This window comes from Cupriavidus sp. GW821-FHT07C08, assembly GCF_059419025.1.
The window spans coordinates 31,951-50,003 of record NZ_JBWKQZ010000041.1; the positions used below are offsets into that span (position 1 = coordinate 31,951).

Consider the following 18,053-nt stretch of genomic DNA (forward strand, 5'->3'; position numbering starts at 1 on the left):
CCCCCGCCCGATTCCGACGCCACGCTGAGCCGCCGGCAGCAGGCGCTGCGCGCCATGTGGGTGGTGCTGGGCGCGGCTTTCCTGCTGCTGGGGGTGATCGGCATCTTCCTGCCGGTGCTGCCGACCACGCCATTCGTGCTGCTGGCCGCGGCATGCTTCGCGCGGGGGTCACAACGCTTCCATGAATGGCTGCTGGGGCATCCCCGCTTCGGGCCGCTGGTCAGTGACTGGCAGCGCTATCGCAGCATTCCCTTCCGGGCCAAATGCCTGGCGTTGTCGATGATGTGGGCGTCGATGGGGACGACCGCGTGGCTGCTGCGGGCGCGGCCGATTGCTTCGGCGGCGCTACTGGCTTGTGCGGTGGGGGTGAGCGTGTGGATGGTCAGGCTGCCGACGCGGCCGGTGGAGGGGGGGAAGTCCTGACCTGCCCTGCATCAAAGGCCCCGCCCATGCGGGGCCTTTGACTTGTCTTCAGTCGTATCGCCGCGCATCCTCGATCAGCTTCCCATCCTGCGGCAACGACCCCGCCGCCACGAAGGCCACTTCACCGCGCAGCCGCATCACCTCGCGCAGCGATTCCGCCACCGCACGCTGCAAGTCACCATCCTCGCGCGTAGCCTCGCAGCGCAGCGTCATCACGTCCGCGCCAGGGTCGCCAGTCACCACCAGCCGCGCCGCGCGAATCTCCGGATGGCGCCGCAGCACGTCCGCCACCTGCCCCGGATGCACGAACATGCCCTTGACCTTGGTGGCCTGGTCGGCACGGCCCAGCCAGCCCTTGAGCCGGATATTGGTGCGCCCGCACGGGCTGGGCCGTTGCGACGACTCCGCGACGATGGCCGACAGGTCGCCGGTGCTGAAGCGGATCAGCGGGTAGTCGCCGTTGCCCAGCACTGTTACCACCACCTCGCCGGTCTCGCCCTCGGGCATCGGCCGTGAACCGCCGGGCTCGACAATCTCTACCAGCACGCCCTCGTCCACCACCCAGCCGTCGCCGCCCTCGGTCTCATAGGCAATCAGCCCGACATCCGCGGTGCCATACATCTGCTGCACGCGCACGCCGCGCGCCTGGAACCAGGCACGCAGCGACGGCGGCAGCGCCTCGCCCGAGACCAGCGCCTTGGCCAGGCTGGTGCAGGGCGTGCCCAGCTCGTCGCCGCGCTCCAGCAGCAGCTTCAGGAACGACGGCGTGCCGGCGTAGGCCGTGGGCTGCAGGCTGGCCAGCGCCTGCACCTGCGAATCGGTCTGGCCGACACCGGCCGGGAACACGCAGCAGCCCAGCCGGTGCGCGCCGGTCTCCATCATCATGCCGGCCGGGGTGAAGTGGTAGGAGAAGGTGTTGTAGACCAGCTCGCCGGCGCGGAAGCCCGCCGCATGCATGGCGCGGGCCACGCGCCACCAGTCGGCGTCATGGCCGTCGGGTTCGTGGATCGGGCCGGGCGACTGGAACACATGGCGCAACTTGCCCAGCGGGGTCGCGTTCAGGCCACCCAGCGGCGGCAGCAAGCGCTGGCGCGCGGTCAGGTCCGACTTGCGCGTGACCGGCAGCGCCGCCAGCGCCGCGCGCGAGGTCAGCAGCCGCGGATCGACCCCGCTCAGCATCTCGGCAAAGTAAGGGGCGTTGTCGCGCGCATGGGCCACCTGGCGTGCCAGGGCGGCAAGGAGCGCCTGCTCGCGGACTTCCGGCGCGCGGGTTTCGAGCGAATCGAAGTGTTCTGGCATGGTGCTGTGCGTCAGGGAATGGGATGCGGCATGCCGCCGCGCCACAGGCGCGTGGTGGCAATGCCGGATAAATTGGGTCGGCTTACGTCGACTCAGGCCAGCCAGCGCTTCCTGCGCCGGTAGCTCTTCACATCGCGGAACGACTTGCGCCCGGCACCGTCGTCCGCATCGTTGGCGGCCACGCCCAGGTAGAACTCCTTGACATCCTCGTTGGTGCGCAGCGACTCAGCGTCGCCGTCCATCACCACGCGGCCGTTTTCCAGGATGTAGCCGTAGTCGGCATAGCGCAGCGCCACCATGGTGTTCTGCTCGGCCAGCAGGAAGCTGACGTTCTCGCGCGAATTCAGGCCGCGCACGATCTCGAAGATCTCCTCGACGATCTGCGGCGCCAGCCCCATCGAAGGCTCGTCCAGCAGGATCATCGCGGGCTTGGCCATCATGGCCCGGCCGATCGCACACATCTGCTGCTCGCCGCCGGAGGTGTAGCCGGCCTGCGACTTGCGGCGCGTCTTCAGGCGCGGGAAGTACTCGTAGATCTTTTCCAGCTCGTCGCGCGTCTGGCCGCGCGACAGGCCGCGCGTGTAGGCGCCGGTGAGCAGGTTCTCTTCGATGGTCAGGTGCGCGAAGCAGTGGCGCCCCTCCATCACCTGGATCACGCCGCGGCGCACCAGGTCGTTGGGCGTGAGCTGGTCGACGCGGTCGCCGCGATATTCGATCGAGCCCTTGGTGACATCGCCGCGCTCGGCCTGCAGCAGGTTGGAAATGGCCTTGAGCGTGGTGGTCTTGCCCGCGCCGTTGGCGCCGAGCAGCGCCACGATCTTGCCTTCCGGCACTTCGAGCGAGACGCCCTTGAGCACCAGGATCACGTGATCGTAGATGACTTCGATATTGTTGACGGACAGAAGGCTCATGGTGCGGCTCGTGTTGGTAAGACGGTTCGGCTCAGGCGGGCACGCGGCGCCAGGCACCGCATGCCCGCCAGGTTGCTATCAGGACTTCGAACAAGCCGGCGTAATCCCCTTCTCCTTCGCGTACTGCGCCGCCGTGGCCTTGAACAGCGGGTGGATCAGGCTCTTGTTGCCCTCGATCCAGTCCGACACCACCACCCACTTGGTGCCATCCCACTGCTGGATCTTCACCTTGCCCGAACCCTCGTGGTTGTCACAGCTGGTTTTGATCTCGGGCAGCAGGCCAGTGGCGCCCAGTTGCTGCAGGCGCGCGTTGGTCAGGTTCAGGTTCTCGAAGGCCCAGCGCATCTGCTCGCCGTTCATGGGCTTGCCCTTGCCGAACTTGGCCTGCGCCACGCGCACCGCTTCCACCGTCACCACCGCCGCCGAGACGCCGCGGTTGTACAGCACCGAACCCACCTTGTTCTTGTCCTGCATATTGCCCTTGCCGGCACCGTAGACCACCTTGTCGATGTCGGCGATCAGCGGCACATTGCGGCCGGCGACGTTCCAGGTGGCGCTCATGTAGCCCTTGGAGGCATCACCCGCCGGCACCGTGTCTTCTTCCGAGCCGGCCCACCACGAACCGATTATCTTGTCGCGCGCAAAACCCACCTTCTGCGCGGCCTTCAGCGCGGTCTGGTTCATCACGCCCCAGCCCCAGAAGATCACGTAGTCGGGGTTCTCCTGGCGAATCTTCAGCCACTGCGCGCCCTGCTCGTTTCCCGGGTGCGCCACCGGGATCTCCACCAGGTTGAACTTGCCCAGCTTGGCCTCGGCCTGCAGCGCCACGATCGGCTCCTTGCCATAGGCCGAGTCGTGGTACAGGTAGACGATCTTCTTGCCCGCCAGCGAGCCGCCGTTCTTAGAGGCCAGGTACTTGACGATGGCCGAGACCTGCATCTGGTACGTGGTCACCAGCGGGAACGCGTACGGGAACACCGAGCCATCCACCGCGTCGGTGCGGCCGTAGCCCATCATCACCAGCGGCACCTTGTCGGCGGCGGTCTTGTCGACCAGCGCGTACGAGATGCCGGTGGACATGGCGTGGTAGGCCGTGCCCTTGGTGGTGGCGTTCTTGGACTTCAGGCGTTCATAGCACTCCACGCCCTTGGCGTTGTTGTACTCGGTCTCGCACTCTTCCCACGACAGCTTGACGCCGTTGACGCCGCCTTCCTTCAGGTTGACGTAGTTGAGGTAGTCGATGAAACCGCCATACCAGGACTGCCCGTTGGCGCCATACGGCCCCACGCGGTAGCTTGGCAGCGCCACGAACTGCTCGTTGCTCTGCGCCATGGCCGGCGCCGCCGGCGCCAGCAGTGCCGCCGCGGCGCTGACCACCAGGGCGGCGCGTTGCACATTGCGAATCAGGTTGGTCATGACAGTCTCCATCGCCCTCAAGGGAGCGTTTCGTTATGCGTAAGCTTCAGAACTTCACACAGGAACTTCGGTAACACAGGCACCCCTCCCGTCAATGAGGGAACGGCCACAGCCTCAGCTTCTCCTTGGCGATCTGCCACAGCCGGGCCAGCCCGTGCGGCTCCACGATCAGGAAGAAGATGATCAGCCCGCCGAACACCATCAGCTGGATGTGCGACACGGTGGCATTGGTGAACGGCAGGTGCAGCAGCGCGGCCAGCGGCGGAAGCAAGTTGTCCAGGAAGATCGGCAGCAGCAGGATGAAGGCCGCGCCCAGGAACGAACCCAGGATGCTGCCCACGCCGCCGATGATGATCATGAACAGCACGCGGAACGACAGGTCCAGCGAGAAGCCGTCGGGCTCGACCGAGCCCAGGTAGCAGAACGCGTACAGCGCGCCGGCCACGCCGCAGTAGAACGAGCTGACCGCGAACGCGAGCAGCTTGGTGCGCATCAGCGGGATGCCGATCACCTCGGCCGCCACGTCCATGTCGCGCACCGACATCCACGCGCGCCCGGTGGCCGAGCGCACCAGGTTCTTGGCCGCCAGCGCCAGCACCGTGACGATGGCCAGCACGAACAGGTACTTCTTCAGCGGGGTGTCGATGGCGACGCCGAACAGGTCCAGCCGCTGCGCCGTGATCACGCCCGACGAGCTGTTGTTGGAGAACCAGGGGAACTTGGTCAGCGCCCACACCACGAAGAACTGCGCCGCCAGCGTCGCCACCGCGAGGTAGAAGCCCTTGATGCGCAGCGACGGCAGGCCGAAGGCCACCCCCACCAGCGCCGCCGACAGCCCGGCCAGCAGGAATGACAGCAACACCGGGATGCCTTCGATGCGCAACTGGAAGTTGTAGGCCGCGTAGGCACCCACCGCCATGAAGGCCGCGGTGCCGAGCGACAGTTGGCCGGCATAGCCGGTCAGGATATTCAGCCCCAGCGCCGCCAGCGAAAAAATCAGGAATGGGATCAGGATGGCCGAGAACCAGTATTCCGACCCGACGAACGGGATCGCCACGAAGGCCACGGCCATCAGCACGGCAAAGCCGATGCGGTCCTGGCGGATGGGGAAGATCTGGCTGTCGGCGACGTAGCTGGTCTTGAACTGCCCGGCTTCACGATAAAACATGGTAAGTCTCCTGTGCGAAGTCGGTCAGACGCGATCGATGTGTTTCTCGCCGAACAGCCCTTCGGGCCGCACCAGCAGGAACAGCAGGGCGAACACATACGGGAACCACCCTTCGATGCCGCCGAAGTTGCCCCCGAACATCGACTGGAACACCGGCGGGATATAGATCTCGGCCAGCTTCTCCGAGGCGCCGATGATCAGCCCGCCGACGATGGCGCCGGGCACCGAGGTGAAGCCGCCCAGGATCAGCACCGGCAGCGCCTTGAGCGCGGTCAGCGTGAGCGCGAACTGCACGCCATTGCGCGAGCCCCACAGCATGCCGGCCACCAGCGCAACGAAGCCCGCCACGCCCCATACGATGGCCCAGATGTTCTGCAGCGGAATGCCCAGCGACAGCGCCGCCTGGTGGTCGTCGGCCACCGCGCGCAGCGCGCGGCCGACCTTGGTGTACTGGAAGAACAGCGCCAGCGATCCCACCAGCACGCCGGCGATGGCCGCCGCCGCGATGTCGAACTTGGACAGCACGATATTGAAGTTGGTCAGGATCGACTCGATCGGCTCATCGACGATGCCCAGGTTGATCGGGCGCACTTCATTGCCGAACAGCAACGGCCCCAGGCCTTCGAGGAAGAACGACAGGCCGATGGTCGCCATGAACAGCGTGATCGGCGGCTGGTTGACCAGCTTGCGCAGCACGAAGCGCTCGGTGCTCATGCCGACCAGGATCATCACCACGAAGGCGCCGATCACCGCGGCCCACATCGGCAGGCCCTTGTCCATCAGCCCCACCACCGCCAGCGCGGCAAAGTACACCATCGCGCCCTGCGCGAAGTTGAACACGCCCGAGGCCTTGTAGATCAGCACGAAGCCCAGCGCCACCAGCGAGTACATCAGGCCAGACAGCAAGCCGCCGATCAGGATTTCAAAGAAGAACGTCATGGTTCAGAGCCTCAGTGCGAAGTGCCCAGGTACGCCTTGATCACGTCAGGGTTGCCCTTGACCTCGTCCGGCGTGCCGTCGCCGATCTTCTTGCCGTAGTCGAGCACCACCACGCGGTCGGAGATATCCATCACCACGCCCATGTCGTGCTCGATCAGCACGATGGTGGTGCCGAACTGCCGGTTCACATCCAGGATGAAGCGGCACATGTCCTGCTTCTCTTCCACGTTCATGCCGGCCATGGGCTCGTCCAGCAGCAGCATCGAGGGCTCGGCCGCGAGCGCGCGCGCCAGCTCCACGCGCTTCTGCAGGCCATACGGCAAGCGCCCCACCGGGGTCTTGCGGATCGACTGGATCTCGAGGAAGTCGATCACTTCCTCGACCTTCTGGCGATGGCGCATCTCTTCGTTGCGCGCCGGGCCCCACCACAGCGCGTGGGCGAAGAGCCCGGTGCGGAACTGCGTGTTGCGCCCGGTCATGATGTTGTCCAGTACCGTCATGCCCTTGAACAGCGCGATGTTCTGGAAGGTGCGCGCGATGCCCTGGCGCGCCGCGGCGGTCGGGTGCATCTGCTTGCGCTCCTCGCCGCGGAACACGATGCGTCCCTGCTGCGGGTGGTAGACGCCGTTGATCACATTGAGCATCGAACTCTTGCCGGCGCCGTTGGGGCCGATGATGGCGCGCACCTCGTGCTCGCACACATCGAACGAGATATCGGTCAGCGCCTTGACCCCGCCGAACGACAGCGAGATATGCTGCAGGTCCAGGATCACCTCGCCGCCGGTGCGCGCCTGCTCGCCGGTGCGCTGTGCGCGCTGCGTGCCGGGATACGCGCCGCTGTCATCCGCCAGACCCGCGGGAGACATCGGGCCTGCCGGGGCGATCGCGCCGCCGCTGCCCGTGCCGCTGGCATCCGTGCGTGCCGTCCCCGCCCATTCGCGCTGCCTCGCGCCTTGCCAGGCTACTTGCGTCATCTTGCTGCCCTCGCTCATGCCGCGCGCGCCGCCACAGGCAGGCGCTTCGCATTGACCAGCTTCAGCGTGGCCGACACGCTGCCCTCGCGTCCGTCTTCAAACTTGACGCGCGTCTCGATGAACTGCTCGGACTTGCCCGCATAGAGCGCGTCCACCAGCACGCCGTATTTGTCGGCGATAAAGCCGCGGCGCACCTTGCGCGTGCGCGTGAGCTCGTCGTCGTCCGGATCCAGTTCCTTGTGCAGCACCAGGAAGCGTGCCACCTGCGATCCGGCCAGCATCGGGTCATTGGCCAGGTCGGCATTCACCTGGTTCACGCACTCGCCGATCATTTCCAGCACCTCTGGCTGCGCGGCCAGGTCGACATAGCCGGCATACGGCAGGTGGCGGCGCTCGGCCCAGTTGCCCACGGCCTCGAAGTCGATATTGATAAAGGCGCAGACCTGGTCGCGGTCGCTGCCGAAGGCCACCGCTTCCTTGATGTACGGGAAGAACTTGAGCTTGTTCTCGATGTACTTGGGCGCGAACATCGAGCCATCGGCCAGCTTGCCCACATCCTTGGCGCGGTCGATGATCTTCAGGTGGCCGTCGGCGTCGATCACGCCGGCGTCGCCGGTCATGAAGTAGCCCTCGTCGTTGATGGCCTCGCGCGTGGCATCGTCCCGCTTGTAGTAGGACTTGAGCAGGCCCACGCCGCGAACCAGCACCTCGCCGTTGTCGGCAATGCGGATTTCCATGCCGGGCGCGGCCGGCCCGACTGAATCGAACTTGACCTTGCCGTCCGGCTGCAGGCAAACATAGGCGCAGGTCTCGGTCTGGCCGTAGAACTGCTTCAGGTTCACGCCGATCGAGCGGTAGAAGCGGAACAGGTCCGGTCCGATCGCCTCGCCCGCGGTATAGCCCACGCGGATGCGGCTCATGCCCAGCACATTGCGCAGCGGGCCGTAGACCAGCACTTCGCCCAGGGCGTAGCGCGCGCGGTCCGCGAGCGATACCGGCTGGCCGTCAAGGATATCGGTGCCGCAGCGCTTGGCCACATCCATGGCCCAGTGGAACAGCTTGCGCTTGATCCAGCCAGCATCCTCCATGCGGATCATCACCTGCGTCAGCAGCCCTTCATAGATGCGCGGCGGCGCAAAGTAGTAGGTGGGGCCGATCTCGCGCAGGTCGGTCATCACCGTTTCACGCGATTCCGGGCAGTTCACCGTGAAGCCCGCCACCATCGCCTGCGCGTACGAGAACAGGTTGTCGCCCACCCATGCCATCGGCAGGTAGGACAGTACGTCGTCGTCCGCGCTGAGCTTGTCGAAGGCGCAGCCGTTGCGCGCCGCGCCGATCAGGCCGTAATGCGAATGGCATACGCCCTTGGGCTTGCCGGTGGTGCCGGAGGTATAGAGGATGATCGCGGTGTCGTCGGGCTGGCCGGCGGCGATGGCCTCGTCATAGAAGCCCGGGTGCGCCTGGTCGAACTCGCGGCCCAGTTCCTGCAGCTGTTCATAAGACATCAGCGACGGATGGTCGTAGTCCATCAGGCCGCGCGGGTCTTCAAAGATGACGTGGCGCACGGCGCGGCCGGACTCGGCCAGCTGCGCTTCCACTTCCAGCAGCTTGTCGACCTGCTCCTGGTCCTCGACGATGGCGAACTCGATTTCCGCATCGTTGAGCACGTAGACCATCTCGTTGGCGATGGCGTCCTGGTACAGCGGCACCGGCACGCCGCCCAGCGCCTGCGCCGCGGTCATGGCCCAGTACAGCCGCGGGCGGTTGTCGCCCACCACCGCCAGGTTCATGCCGCGCCTGAAACCGAGCGCGGCCAGCCCGCAAGCCAGTGCCCTCACCTGCTGCGCCGCCTGGGCCCAGCTGTATGTCTGCCAGATGCCGAGATCCTTCTCGCGGTGAGCCGGATGATCCGGCCGCTGCTGGGCGTGCGCCAGCAGCCATCGCGGGAAGGTCGTCGCCGACGATTCCTGCATCGCTGTCTCCTGTCCCTCCGGCGTGGGGGTCCACGCTGGTGTCAAGCACCGGTCCGGTCGTTATACTTGGCTTGCTTTGCCCGGCAGCGATTGCCGCCTGGCATCAAGCCCGGTGTGCCTTGCATCAGGCCGCCGGGAAAGCGTTTTCGCCTTGCCCCGGCGTGCCGCTGGTGGCACCCGCGGTTCCGTTGTGATCGTACGATAGCCCATGCCAACAACCCCGGTTGTCACGCCGGTGACAATTCCGGGTTAATCCCTACCGGAGCAATTCCAGGCCATGCTGAACGATTTTGTCGACCGCTGCGTGTGGGCAGCAGACCTGAGCCCGGAACAGCGCGAGCGCGTGCGCCGCGCCATGTTCGTGCACGAGTTCAGCCAGGGCGACTACGTCTGCCACAAGGGCGACATCGCCGAGCACTGGCTGGGCGTGCTCGAAGGCATCGTCAAGATCACCACGGTGTCGCCGTCCGGGAAGTCGGTCACCTTCACCGGCGTGCCCACCGGCGGCTGGTTCGGCGAGGGCGCGGTGCTCAAGTCGGAGATCCGCAAGTACGACGTGATGGCGCTGCGCCGCTCGACCATCGCCTTCCTGCCGCGCGACACTTTTCAGTGGTTGCTGGATACCAGCCTGCCGTTCACGCGTTTCCTGCTGACGCAGTTCAACGAGCGCCTGGGGCAGTTCATCGCGGCCGTGGAATACGAGCGGCTGCTCGACATCGATTCGCGCGTGGCGCGCGCGGTGTCGTCGCTGTTCAATGAGCACCTGTATCCGGGGATCGGCACGACGCTGGAGATCTCGCAGGAAGAGATCGGCCTGCTTGCAGGCATTTCGCGCCAGCGCGCCAACCAGGCGCTCAAGGTGCTGGAACAGCAGGGGCTGGTGCGGGTGGACTACGGCGTGATCGAGGTGCTGGACCTGGAGGGGTTGCGGCAGTACGGCGAATAACATGGCCAGCGCCATCGATGCCGCCACGCTGCAGGCCTATCGCGAGACGCATTACCGCGTGCTGGGCGACCTGCCGATGATATTGCGGGTAGACCAACCCAGCACCCCGCTGGCGGCGCTGCACCGCGCGCTGGGCGTGGCATCGAGCGCCTTCATTACCGCCGCCAACCCGTTCAGCCTGCGCTGCGACGACGACGCCAACGCAAGGCGCCAGCAGGCGCTGGCACGGGACGTGGCAGAGATGGGGTTGCGCGCGATCGAAGCCGCCGGCGAGCATCCGGCCAACGGCTGGCCGGCCGAGCCGAGCTTCCTGGTGCCGGGGCTGTTGCTGGAGGATGCCCGGGCACTCGGCGAGAAATACGAACAGAACGCGGTGGTCTGGAGCGGCGCGGACGCGGTGCCGCGTCTGGTGCTGCTGCGCTGAACGCCGCGACGCGCCGCGTCGTGGCGGCGCGTCAGCCGGCGAGAGGGTCAGTGGCCGTGGCCGCGGTGCCCGTGCCCGTGCCCGTGCCCGTGCCCGTGGCCGCGCCCGTAATGGCGATCGTAGTCCCGATAGTAATGAGGGTGGTGATGCCGCCCGCGCCACTCACCGCGGCCATACCAGCGGCGTCCGTCCCAATAGCGGTCGCCATGCCAGCCGTGATAGCGCGGCGCATAGACCACGGGCGGCGGGGGCGCCACATACACAGGGGCCGGGGCCACATAGACCGGCGCGCCGACCTGCACGCCCACATCCACATGAGCCATCGCCGAACGGGCCGCCAGCAGGGACATTGCGCCCGCGAGCAGCGCAGCAAAGAGAATCGGGTGAGCCATGGACCTTGTCTTGTCGTAAACGGAAGGGTGCACTTTACCGCGCATTCCTGTTACCGGATGCGGCGGAGTGTTTCGGCATATAACGCCGTGTAAGCGGGATTTGGCGGCGACCGGAACCGGCACTGGAAAAAGCGGCGGCCGCCCGCAGGCGGCCGCCGTGCCACGCGGCAAGTGCCGGGCAGCTTACTTGCTATAGACGTACACGCCGCGACCGGTCTTGCGGCCGAGGTAGCCGGCGGCCACCATCTCACGCATCAGCATCGCCGGGCGGTACTTCGGATCGGCAAACTCCGTGTATAGCACCTCCATCACGGCCAGCATGGTGTCCAGGCCGATCATGTCGGCCAGCGCCAGCGGCCCGATCGGGTGGTTGCAGCCCAGCTTCATGCCTTCGTCGATCTCTTCCGGAGAGGCCAGGCCTTCGCCCAGCACGCAGAAGGCCTCGTTGATCATCGGGCACAGGATGCGGTTGACGACGAAGCCCGGGCTGTTCTTGACCGTGATCGGGTACTTGCCGAGCTGCTTCGACAGGGCCTCGACGGCGGCGTGGGTGGTGTCGCTGGTCTGCAGGCCGCGGATCAGTTCCACCAGCGCCATCACCGGCACCGGGTTGAAGAAGTGCATGCCGATAAAGCGGTCGGCGCGCGAGGTCACGGCAGCCAGCTTGGTGATCGAGATCGACGAGGTGTTGGACGCGATGATCACGTTCTCGCCGACGATGCTGTCGATCTGCTTGAGGATCTTGACCTTCAGGTCGTAGTTCTCGGTAGCGGCCTCGATCACGATATCGGTGGCCTTGAGATCGTCATACGAGGTGCTGCCCTTGATGCGCGCCAGCGCGCTGGCCTTGTCGGCCTCGGTCAGCTTTTCCTTCTTGATCAGCCGGTCCAGGCTGCCCGCCACGGTGGCAACACCCTTCTGCACGGCGGCATCGCTGATGTCGACCATCACCACGTTGAGACCTACCACTGCGCAGGCCTGGGCGATGCCATTGCCCATGGTGCCGGCACCGACGATGCCCACTGTCCTGATGCTCATCTTGTCTTCCTCTGCTTGGTTGGATTGCTGATAAATCGGTTCAGGCGCCCTGCTCGCGCAGCGCGGCAATGATGCGCTCGGCATGGCCCTTGAGCTGTTCCGGGTCCTGCATCTCGCGCGCGTGGCCGCGCAGCGCGCTGTCGGCATAGCGCGGCACGATATGGAAATGCACGTGCGGCACGGTCTGGCCCGCGGCCGCGCCGTTGAACTGGCCGATGGAGATGCCGTCGGGCGCAAACGCCGCGCGCACCGCGCGCGCCACCCGCTGCGTGGCAACGATGGCGGCCTGCGCGCCCTGCTCGGACAGGTCGAACAGGTTGACCGCGGCTTCCTTGGGCACCACCAGCGTATGGCCGTCGGCCTGCGGCATGATGTCCATGAAGGCGATGGTGTCGTCGTCCTCGTAGACCTTGATGCACGGCAGCTCGCCGCGCAGGATCTTCGCGAAGATATTGGTCGGGTTGTACTGGGTGTTCATGGTCTCTGGCTTGCTGTTGTCTCGAATACGTTTGCCGTGGCGCGGCCGCCGGCGCAGCCTTCGAGTGTAACGCAGGGCGGCCCTTCACTGCGGCCGCCCTGCGCGGTAATCGGGCACTGCTTGCTGCGCGGTGCCGCCGGGTCTACATATTGCGCCGGTACTGCCCGCCCACCTCGAACAGCGCGTGCGTGATCTGCCCCAGCGAGCAAACCCGCACCGCGTCCATCAGCACCGCAAACACGTTCTGGTTGTCGATCACCGCCTGGCGCAACTGCGCCAGCATGGCCGGGGCCTCGGCCGCATGGGCCTGCTGGAACGCCTGCAGGCGGTCGAGCTGGCTCTGCTTCTCGGCCTCGCTGGAGCGCGCCAGTTCCAGCTTCTGCGGGGTCGGGTCGCCGTCCGGATTGCGGAACGTGTTCACGCCGATGATGGGCAGCGTGCCGTCGTGCTTGAGCTGCTCGTAGTAGAGCGACTCTTCCTGGATCTTGCCGCGCTGGTAGCCGGTCTCCATCGCACCGAGCACGCCGCCGCGCTCGGCGATGCGCTCGAACTCCTGCAGCACCGCCTCTTCCACCAGGTCGGTCAGCTCTTCGATTAGGAAGCTGCCCTGGTTGGGGTTCTCGCACTTGGCCACGCCCCACTCGCGGTTGATGATCAGCTGGATCGCCAGCGCGCGGCGCACCGACTCGCCGGTGGGCGTGGTGATGGCCTCGTCGTAGGCGTTGGTGTGCAGCGAATTGCAGTTGTCGTAGATCGCGATCAGCGCCTGCAGCGTGGTGCGGATATCGTTGAAGTCGATCTCCTGCGCATGCAGCGAGCGGCCCGAGGTCTGGATGTGGTACTTGAGCTTCTGGCTGCGCTCATTGGCGCCGTACTTGTCGCGCATGGTCACGGCCCAGATGCGGCGCGCCACGCGGCCCAGCACGCTGTACTCCGGGTCCATGCCGTTGGAGAAGAAGAACGACAGGTTGGGCGCGAAATCATCGATATGCATGCCACGGGCCAGGTACGCCTCCACATAGGTGAAGCCGTTGGACAGCGTGAACGCCAACTGCGAGATCGGGTTCGCGCCGGCCTCGGCGATGTGGTAGCCGGAGATCGACACTGAGTAGAAGTTGCGCACCTGGTGGTGGACAAAGTACTCCTGGATATCGCCCATCACCTTGAGCGAGAACTCGGTGGAGAAGATGCAGGTGTTCTGGCCCTGGTCTTCCTTGAGGATGTCGGCCTGCACCGTGCCGCGCACGTTCTGCAGCACCCAGGCGCGGATCTTGGCTTCCTCGTCGGCGGTGGGCTCGCGCTGGTTGTCGGCGCGGAACTTGTCGAGCTGCTGGTCGATGGCGGTGTTCATGAACATCGCCAGGATGGTCGGGGCCGGGCCGTTGATGGTCATCGACACCGAGGTGCTCGGGCTGGTCAGGTCGAAGCCGTCGTACAGCACCTTCAGGTCGTCGAGCGTGGCGATCGACACGCCCGAGTTCCCGACCTTGCCGTAGATGTCGGGGCGCACGTGCGGGTCTTCGCCATACAGCGTGACCGAGTCGAACGCGGTCGACAGGCGCTTGGCATCCATGCCTTCGGACACCAGCTTGAAGCGGCGGTTGGTGCGGAAGGCATCGCCCTCGCCGGCGAACATGCGCGTGGGATCCTCGTTCTCGCGCTTGAAGGCGAACACGCCGGCGGTGTAGGGAAAGCTGCCGGGCACGTTCTCGCGCATCAGCCACTTCAGCACCTCGCCGTCGTCCTCGAAGCGCGGCAGCACCACCTTGCGCACCTTGGTGCCGGACAGCGTGGTCGTAACCAGCCCGGTACGGATCTCCCGGTCGCGGATCTTCACTACGTACTCGTCGCCGCTGTAGGCTTCGCGCATCTGCGGCCACATCGCCAGCAGCTTGCGCTCGACCTGGCCGAGGGCGTTGTCGCGCTCGGCGGCCAGCACGTCCAGCGCCGCGCCATCGCCTTGCGCGGCCTGCAGCATGCGGCTCGATTCACGCAGTTGCTGGCGCTCGCGTGCAATGCGGCTCTGCTCCATCACGCGGCGGTGGTAGCCGCGCACCGTGTCTGCCAGTTCCGCCAGGTAGCGGCTGCGCGCCGGCGGCACGATCACATTCTGGCCGGTGGAGATGCGCCCCGCCTGCGCCGGCAGCACGCCCGGCTGCAGCTTCAGGCCGCGTTCGGCCAGCGCCGCGCGCAGTCCCTGGTACAGCATGGTCACGCCATCGTCATTGAAGCGCGACGCCTGCGTGCCGTAGACCGGCATGTCTTCGGCCTTGCCATGCCATTGCTCGCGGTTGCGCTGCACCTGCTTGGCCACATCGCGCCACGCGTCCTGCGCGCCCTTGCGGTCGAACTTGTTGATGGCGACGAAGTCGGCAAAGTCCAGCATGTCGATCTTCTCAAGCTGGCTGGCCGCGCCGAACTCGGGCGTCATCACATAGAGCGACAGGTCCACGTGCGGCACGATGGCTGCATCGCCCTGACCGATGCCCGAGGTCTCGACGATCACCAGGTCGAAACCGGCCACCTTGCACGCGGCGATCACGTCCGGCAGCGCCTGCGAGATCTCCGAGCCCGCCTCGCGCGTCGCCATCGAGCGCATGAAGATGTTCGGGTGGTTGATCGCGTTCATGCGGATGCGGTCGCCCAGCAGCGCGCCGCCAGACTTGCGCCGCGACGGGTCGATCGAGATCACGGCGATGGAGAGCGCATCCTGCTGGTCCAGCCGGAAGCGGCGGATCAGTTCGTCGGTCAGTGACGACTTGCCGGCGCCGCCGGTGCCGGTGATGCCGAGCACCGGAATCGATGCCTGCTTTGCCTGCGCATGCATCGCGTCCACCAGCGCGGGATCGGCCTTGCCGTTCTCCAGCGCGGTGATCAACTGGGCCAGCGCGCGGCGGTCGCCACCGGCAACGGGTTCCAACGTGGCCGGCGCATAGCGCGACAGGTCGATGTCGCAGCGCTGCACCATGTCGGCAATCATGCCGGCCAGCCCCATGCGCTGGCCGTCCTCGGGGCTGAAGATGCGCGCCACGCCGTAGGCCTGCAGCTCGCGGATCTCGTCCGGCACGATCACGCCGCCGCCGCCGCCAAAGACCTGAATGTGCTCGCCGCCCTTCTCGCGCAGCAGGTCGACCATGTACTTGAAGAACTCGACATGTCCCCCCTGGTAGCTGGAAATCGCGATGCCCTGCGCGTCTTCCTGCAGCGCCGCCGTCACCACTTCCTCGACCGAGCGGTTGTGGCCGAGGTGGACCACCTCGCAGCCATGCGACTGCAGGATGCGGCGCATGATGTTGATCGAGGCGTCATGGCCATCGAACAGCGACGCCGCCGTGACAAAGCGCACCTTGTTGACCGGACCGCGGCCTTGCGCGGTGGGCTTGGGCTGGGGCGCACCGCGGCGCACATCATGCACATCGGAAAGGTCGGTCATTGTCTCCACCGTTTCTGGTGTTGGCTGCTGCCGCGGCGTGCGCCGGAAGTGCCGTTCTGTGCCGGCCTGGCTGCAAATGCGCGGGCTGCCCCCCGGGTCGGGGCCGATCGATTATATGAAGTTGACGTTAACGTAAAGCAATGGGGCGGAACCCCGATACCGGCGTGCGTGGGGCGGGGCAGTCCTTATAGAGTAGGCGCCCGCGGCAGGCGCCGCGCAAGCCCCGGGCAAACAAAAGGCCACCCGCAGGTGGCCGTTCCGGCAAAGCGTGAGTGGCCGCTCAGGCCCAGATCCTCGGGCACTCCCCGAACGCATCGGTGCTGTGCTCCTCCACCCGGTGCCGCATCGCCCGCAGCCACGCCGCCAGCCGCCGCAGCGACCACGGCGCCGGCACCTGTGCCAGCGTGAAGCGCGCGCCCGCGCCATCGCCCGACAGCCACACCCGGTAGCCCTCCGGCAATGGCAGTTCGGCGCCCGGCTCCAGCCAGATGTCAGTGGGATTGCCTTCCACCGTCACCCACAGCTTGCCCGCCGCCGCGCAGACGGTCTGCCCGTAACCGGCGCGCCAGCTCACTGGCTGTCCGGGCTCGTCCAGTTCGAAAGTCCGTAGTTCGCGCATGTCGCACTCCTCATCAGCCCGGCGGTCTGGTCCGGTGCCGACTCCTGGATGCCGAATGACCACAGGAGCCGGCGCCTTTCTCCGCCACGCTTCCATTATTCGCATCCCTCACTACAATCCCATGTACAGTTGTGAACAGTTTTCGATGAACTGTTCAGTAGTTTTCCCTGACAGTTGCGTCCTCCGGTTTCCCCCGGCTGCCCTGCCTTATGAAACTAATCTTAGATGCTTCTACCGGAATTCCACTGACCGATCAGATCGTCAACGGCGTGAAGTCGTGGATCGGCAACCGCGAGGCCCGGCCCGGCGCAAAGCTGCCGTCGATCCGTCAGCTGGCAGCCGCGAACGGCATCAGCCGCTTCCCGGTGATCGAAGCCTATGACCGGCTGGTATCGCAGGGGCTGCTGGATTCGCGCCAGGGTTCGGGCTTCTACGTGGCGGACAGTCCGCTGGCGGGGCGCTCAGCGTGCGGCTGGTCGGATCCGAGCCTGGCCGAGGATCTTTCCGACCACATCCTCGAGCAGTTCAACCACCCCAGCGGCACGCTCAAGCTGGCCGGCGGCTTCGTGCCCGAAACCTGGCGCGACGTTGAGGGGCTGACGCAGGCGATCCGCGCGATCTCGCGCAACGAGATCGACAGCGTGATCCACTACGCCACGCCGATGGGGCATCCGGAACTGCGCCGCCAGGTGTTGCTGCGCGTGCGCCAGCTGGGCATCGCCGCCGAACTGCCGCAAGTGCTGATCACCACCGGTGCCAGCCAGGCGCTGGACCTGGTGGTGCGCCACCTGCTCAAGCCCGGCGATACGGTGTTCGTGGAAGATCCCGGCTACTACAACCTGTTCGGCCTGCTGCGGCTGCACGGGGTGCAGCTGGTGGGCGTGCCGCACACGGCCAACGGCCCCGACCCGGACGCCACCGAGGCGCTGCTGCGCCAGCACAAGCCCAAGCTGTTCTTCACCAACAGCGTGCTGCAGAACCCGACCGGGTCGACGCTGGCGCCGCCGGTGGCGTTCCGGCTGCTGGAGCTGGCGCGCCGGCATGGCTTCCGCTTTGTCGAGGACGATATCTTCTCGGACTTCCAGACCCACTTCACCGACCGGCTGGCCACGCTGGATCAGCTTGAGCACGTGATCTACATCGGCGGCTTTTCCAAGACGGTGTCGGCCTCGCTGCGGGTCGGCTACCTGGTGGCCGACAAGGCGCTGGTCAAGGACCTGGTCGATGTGAAGGTGCTGACCAGCGTGGCCGGCTCGCACTTCGCCGAGGCGGTGACGGCGGCGCTGCTGGAACGCGGCGGCTACCGCAAGTATGTGGAGCGGCTGCGCCTGCGCGTGCGCGAGGCCTCGGCCAATGCCGTGCGGCAGCTGACCGGCAACGGCTGGGAGGTGTTCTGCCAGCCGTCCGGCGGCAACTTCCTGTGGGCGCGCCCGCCCGGCATCGAGGATTCGCGCGAACTGGTGACGCTGGGCGAGGCATACGGCGTGACGCTGGCGCCGGGCAACTACTTCCGCCCGGGCGGCGAGACTTCGGCATGGATCCGGATCAACGCCGCCTATGCCAACGAGCCGCGCGCGGTGGCCTTCATGAAGGCCGCGGCCGGGCGCGGCAGCTGAAGGC

Annotated in this window: 16 protein-coding genes; 4 read left to right on the forward strand and 12 right to left on the reverse strand. The window is 66.4% G+C overall.

What is annotated here, in order from left to right; genetic code table 11:
• Positions 1-54: 54 nt before the first annotated feature.
• Entirely contained in the window at positions 55-423 is a 369-nt protein-coding gene (locus AC07UK_RS35025; RefSeq protein WP_035819827.1) for a YbaN family protein, read from the forward strand.
• A gap of 48 nt (positions 424-471) precedes the next feature.
• On the opposite strand, the gene AC07UK_RS35030 is transcribed toward AC07UK_RS35025, so the two are convergent.
• The 7 genes from AC07UK_RS35030 to AC07UK_RS35060 form a co-directional block, all read right to left on the reverse strand.
• Positions 472-1,722: a phenylacetate--CoA ligase family protein gene (locus tag AC07UK_RS35030; protein ID WP_494687715.1), complete on the reverse strand. Its 1,251-nt coding sequence runs from the start codon at positions 1,720-1,722 to the stop codon at positions 472-474.
• Between the two features lie 92 nt (positions 1,723-1,814).
• Entirely contained in the window at positions 1,815-2,633 is an 819-nt protein-coding gene (locus AC07UK_RS35035) for an ABC transporter ATP-binding protein (protein WP_010814873.1), read from the reverse strand.
• 78 nt (positions 2,634-2,711) lie between these two features.
• Entirely contained in the window at positions 2,712-4,049 is a 1,338-nt protein-coding gene (locus tag AC07UK_RS35040; protein ID WP_436220702.1) for an ABC transporter substrate-binding protein, read from the reverse strand.
• A gap of 91 nt (positions 4,050-4,140) precedes the next feature.
• On the reverse strand, positions 4,141-5,217 hold the full coding sequence (locus tag AC07UK_RS35045) for a branched-chain amino acid ABC transporter permease (RefSeq protein WP_114133815.1): 1,077 nt from the start codon (positions 5,215-5,217) through the stop codon (positions 4,141-4,143).
• A gap of 24 nt (positions 5,218-5,241) precedes the next feature.
• Positions 5,242-6,156, reverse strand: a complete 915-nt coding sequence (locus AC07UK_RS35050) for a branched-chain amino acid ABC transporter permease (protein ID WP_013955386.1) — start codon at positions 6,154-6,156, stop codon at positions 5,242-5,244.
• A gap of 11 nt (positions 6,157-6,167) precedes the next feature.
• Complete coding sequence (locus AC07UK_RS35055; RefSeq protein ID WP_436223029.1) at positions 6,168-7,130, reverse strand: ABC transporter ATP-binding protein; 963 nt, start codon at positions 7,128-7,130, stop codon at positions 6,168-6,170.
• 14 nt (positions 7,131-7,144) lie between these two features.
• On the reverse strand, positions 7,145-9,103 hold the full coding sequence (locus AC07UK_RS35060; protein ID WP_494687714.1) for an AMP-dependent synthetase/ligase: 1,959 nt from the start codon (positions 9,101-9,103) through the stop codon (positions 7,145-7,147).
• A gap of 277 nt (positions 9,104-9,380) precedes the next feature.
• Between AC07UK_RS35060 and AC07UK_RS35065 the strand changes: the two genes are divergently transcribed.
• Positions 9,381-10,049, forward strand: a complete 669-nt coding sequence (locus tag AC07UK_RS35065) for a Crp/Fnr family transcriptional regulator (protein WP_436220700.1) — start codon at positions 9,381-9,383, stop codon at positions 10,047-10,049.
• Position 10,050: 1 nt separating this feature from the next.
• Positions 10,051-10,473 carry a DUF3293 domain-containing protein gene (locus AC07UK_RS35070; RefSeq protein WP_494687713.1) on the forward strand — a complete coding sequence of 141 codons (423 nt, stop codon included), beginning with the start codon at positions 10,051-10,053 and terminating at the stop codon, positions 10,471-10,473.
• A gap of 47 nt (positions 10,474-10,520) precedes the next feature.
• Here the strand turns inward: AC07UK_RS35070 and AC07UK_RS35075 are convergent, their stop codons facing one another.
• From AC07UK_RS35075 to AC07UK_RS35095, 5 genes are all read right to left on the reverse strand, one after another.
• The gene (locus tag AC07UK_RS35075) at positions 10,521-10,865 is read right to left on the reverse strand and encodes a hypothetical protein (RefSeq protein ID WP_494687712.1); all 345 of its coding nucleotides are present in this window, start codon (positions 10,863-10,865) and stop codon (positions 10,521-10,523) included.
• 183 nt (positions 10,866-11,048) lie between these two features.
• A complete protein-coding gene (locus AC07UK_RS35080) occupies positions 11,049-11,903 on the reverse strand; it encodes a 3-hydroxybutyryl-CoA dehydrogenase (protein ID WP_494687711.1) in 855 nt (284 codons plus the stop codon).
• A 40-nt stretch (positions 11,904-11,943) separates the two neighbouring features.
• Positions 11,944-12,381, reverse strand: coding sequence for an HIT family protein (locus AC07UK_RS35085; RefSeq protein ID WP_436220696.1), 438 nt, complete (start codon positions 12,379-12,381; stop codon positions 11,944-11,946).
• Positions 12,382-12,523: 142 nt separating this feature from the next.
• Positions 12,524-15,814 (reverse strand): fused isobutyryl-CoA mutase/GTPase IcmF, encoded by a 3,291-nt coding sequence (icmF, locus tag AC07UK_RS35090; RefSeq protein ID WP_494687710.1) that lies wholly within the window; start codon positions 15,812-15,814, stop codon positions 12,524-12,526.
• 280 nt (positions 15,815-16,094) lie between these two features.
• The gene (locus AC07UK_RS35095; RefSeq protein WP_436220694.1) at positions 16,095-16,433 is read right to left on the reverse strand and encodes a DUF2917 domain-containing protein; all 339 of its coding nucleotides are present in this window, start codon (positions 16,431-16,433) and stop codon (positions 16,095-16,097) included.
• A 209-nt stretch (positions 16,434-16,642) separates the two neighbouring features.
• Between AC07UK_RS35095 and AC07UK_RS35100 the strand changes: the two genes are divergently transcribed.
• The gene (locus tag AC07UK_RS35100) at positions 16,643-18,049 is read left to right on the forward strand and encodes an aminotransferase-like domain-containing protein (protein ID WP_013955375.1); all 1,407 of its coding nucleotides are present in this window, start codon (positions 16,643-16,645) and stop codon (positions 18,047-18,049) included.
• Positions 18,050-18,053: the final 4 nt, after the last annotated feature.

Excerpts from the sequence above, each read along its gene's own strand:
- AC07UK_RS35025 (WP_035819827.1), top strand. The coding sequence starts at position 55 with ATGTGGGTGGTGCTGGGCGCGGCTTTCCTGCTGCTGGGGGTGATCGGC.
- AC07UK_RS35030 (WP_494687715.1), bottom strand. The coding sequence starts at position 1,722 with ATGCCAGAACACTTCGATTCGCTCGAAACCCGCGCGCCGGAAGTCCGC.
- AC07UK_RS35035 (WP_010814873.1), bottom strand. The coding sequence starts at position 2,633 with ATGAGCCTTCTGTCCGTCAACAATATCGAAGTCATCTACGATCACGTG.
- AC07UK_RS35040 (WP_436220702.1), bottom strand. The coding sequence starts at position 4,049 with ATGACCAACCTGATTCGCAATGTGCAACGCGCCGCCCTGGTGGTCAGC.
- AC07UK_RS35045 (WP_114133815.1), bottom strand. The coding sequence starts at position 5,217 with ATGTTTTATCGTGAAGCCGGGCAGTTCAAGACCAGCTACGTCGCCGAC.
- AC07UK_RS35050 (WP_013955386.1), bottom strand. The coding sequence starts at position 6,156 with ATGACGTTCTTCTTTGAAATCCTGATCGGCGGCTTGCTGTCTGGCCTG.
- AC07UK_RS35055 (WP_436223029.1), bottom strand. The coding sequence starts at position 7,130 with ATGACGCAAGTAGCCTGGCAAGGCGCGAGGCAGCGCGAATGGGCGGGG.
- AC07UK_RS35060 (WP_494687714.1), bottom strand. The coding sequence starts at position 9,103 with ATGCAGGAATCGTCGGCGACGACCTTCCCGCGATGGCTGCTGGCGCAC.
- AC07UK_RS35065 (WP_436220700.1), top strand. The coding sequence starts at position 9,381 with ATGCTGAACGATTTTGTCGACCGCTGCGTGTGGGCAGCAGACCTGAGC.
- AC07UK_RS35070 (WP_494687713.1), top strand. The coding sequence starts at position 10,051 with ATGGCCAGCGCCATCGATGCCGCCACGCTGCAGGCCTATCGCGAGACG.
- AC07UK_RS35075 (WP_494687712.1), bottom strand. The coding sequence starts at position 10,865 with ATGGCTCACCCGATTCTCTTTGCTGCGCTGCTCGCGGGCGCAATGTCC.
- AC07UK_RS35080 (WP_494687711.1), bottom strand. The coding sequence starts at position 11,903 with ATGAGCATCAGGACAGTGGGCATCGTCGGTGCCGGCACCATGGGCAAT.
- AC07UK_RS35085 (WP_436220696.1), bottom strand. The coding sequence starts at position 12,381 with ATGAACACCCAGTACAACCCGACCAATATCTTCGCGAAGATCCTGCGC.
- icmF (WP_494687710.1), bottom strand. The coding sequence starts at position 15,814 with ATGACCGACCTTTCCGATGTGCATGATGTGCGCCGCGGTGCGCCCCAG.
- AC07UK_RS35095 (WP_436220694.1), bottom strand. The coding sequence starts at position 16,433 with ATGCGCGAACTACGGACTTTCGAACTGGACGAGCCCGGACAGCCAGTG.
- AC07UK_RS35100 (WP_013955375.1), top strand. The coding sequence starts at position 16,643 with ATGAAACTAATCTTAGATGCTTCTACCGGAATTCCACTGACCGATCAG.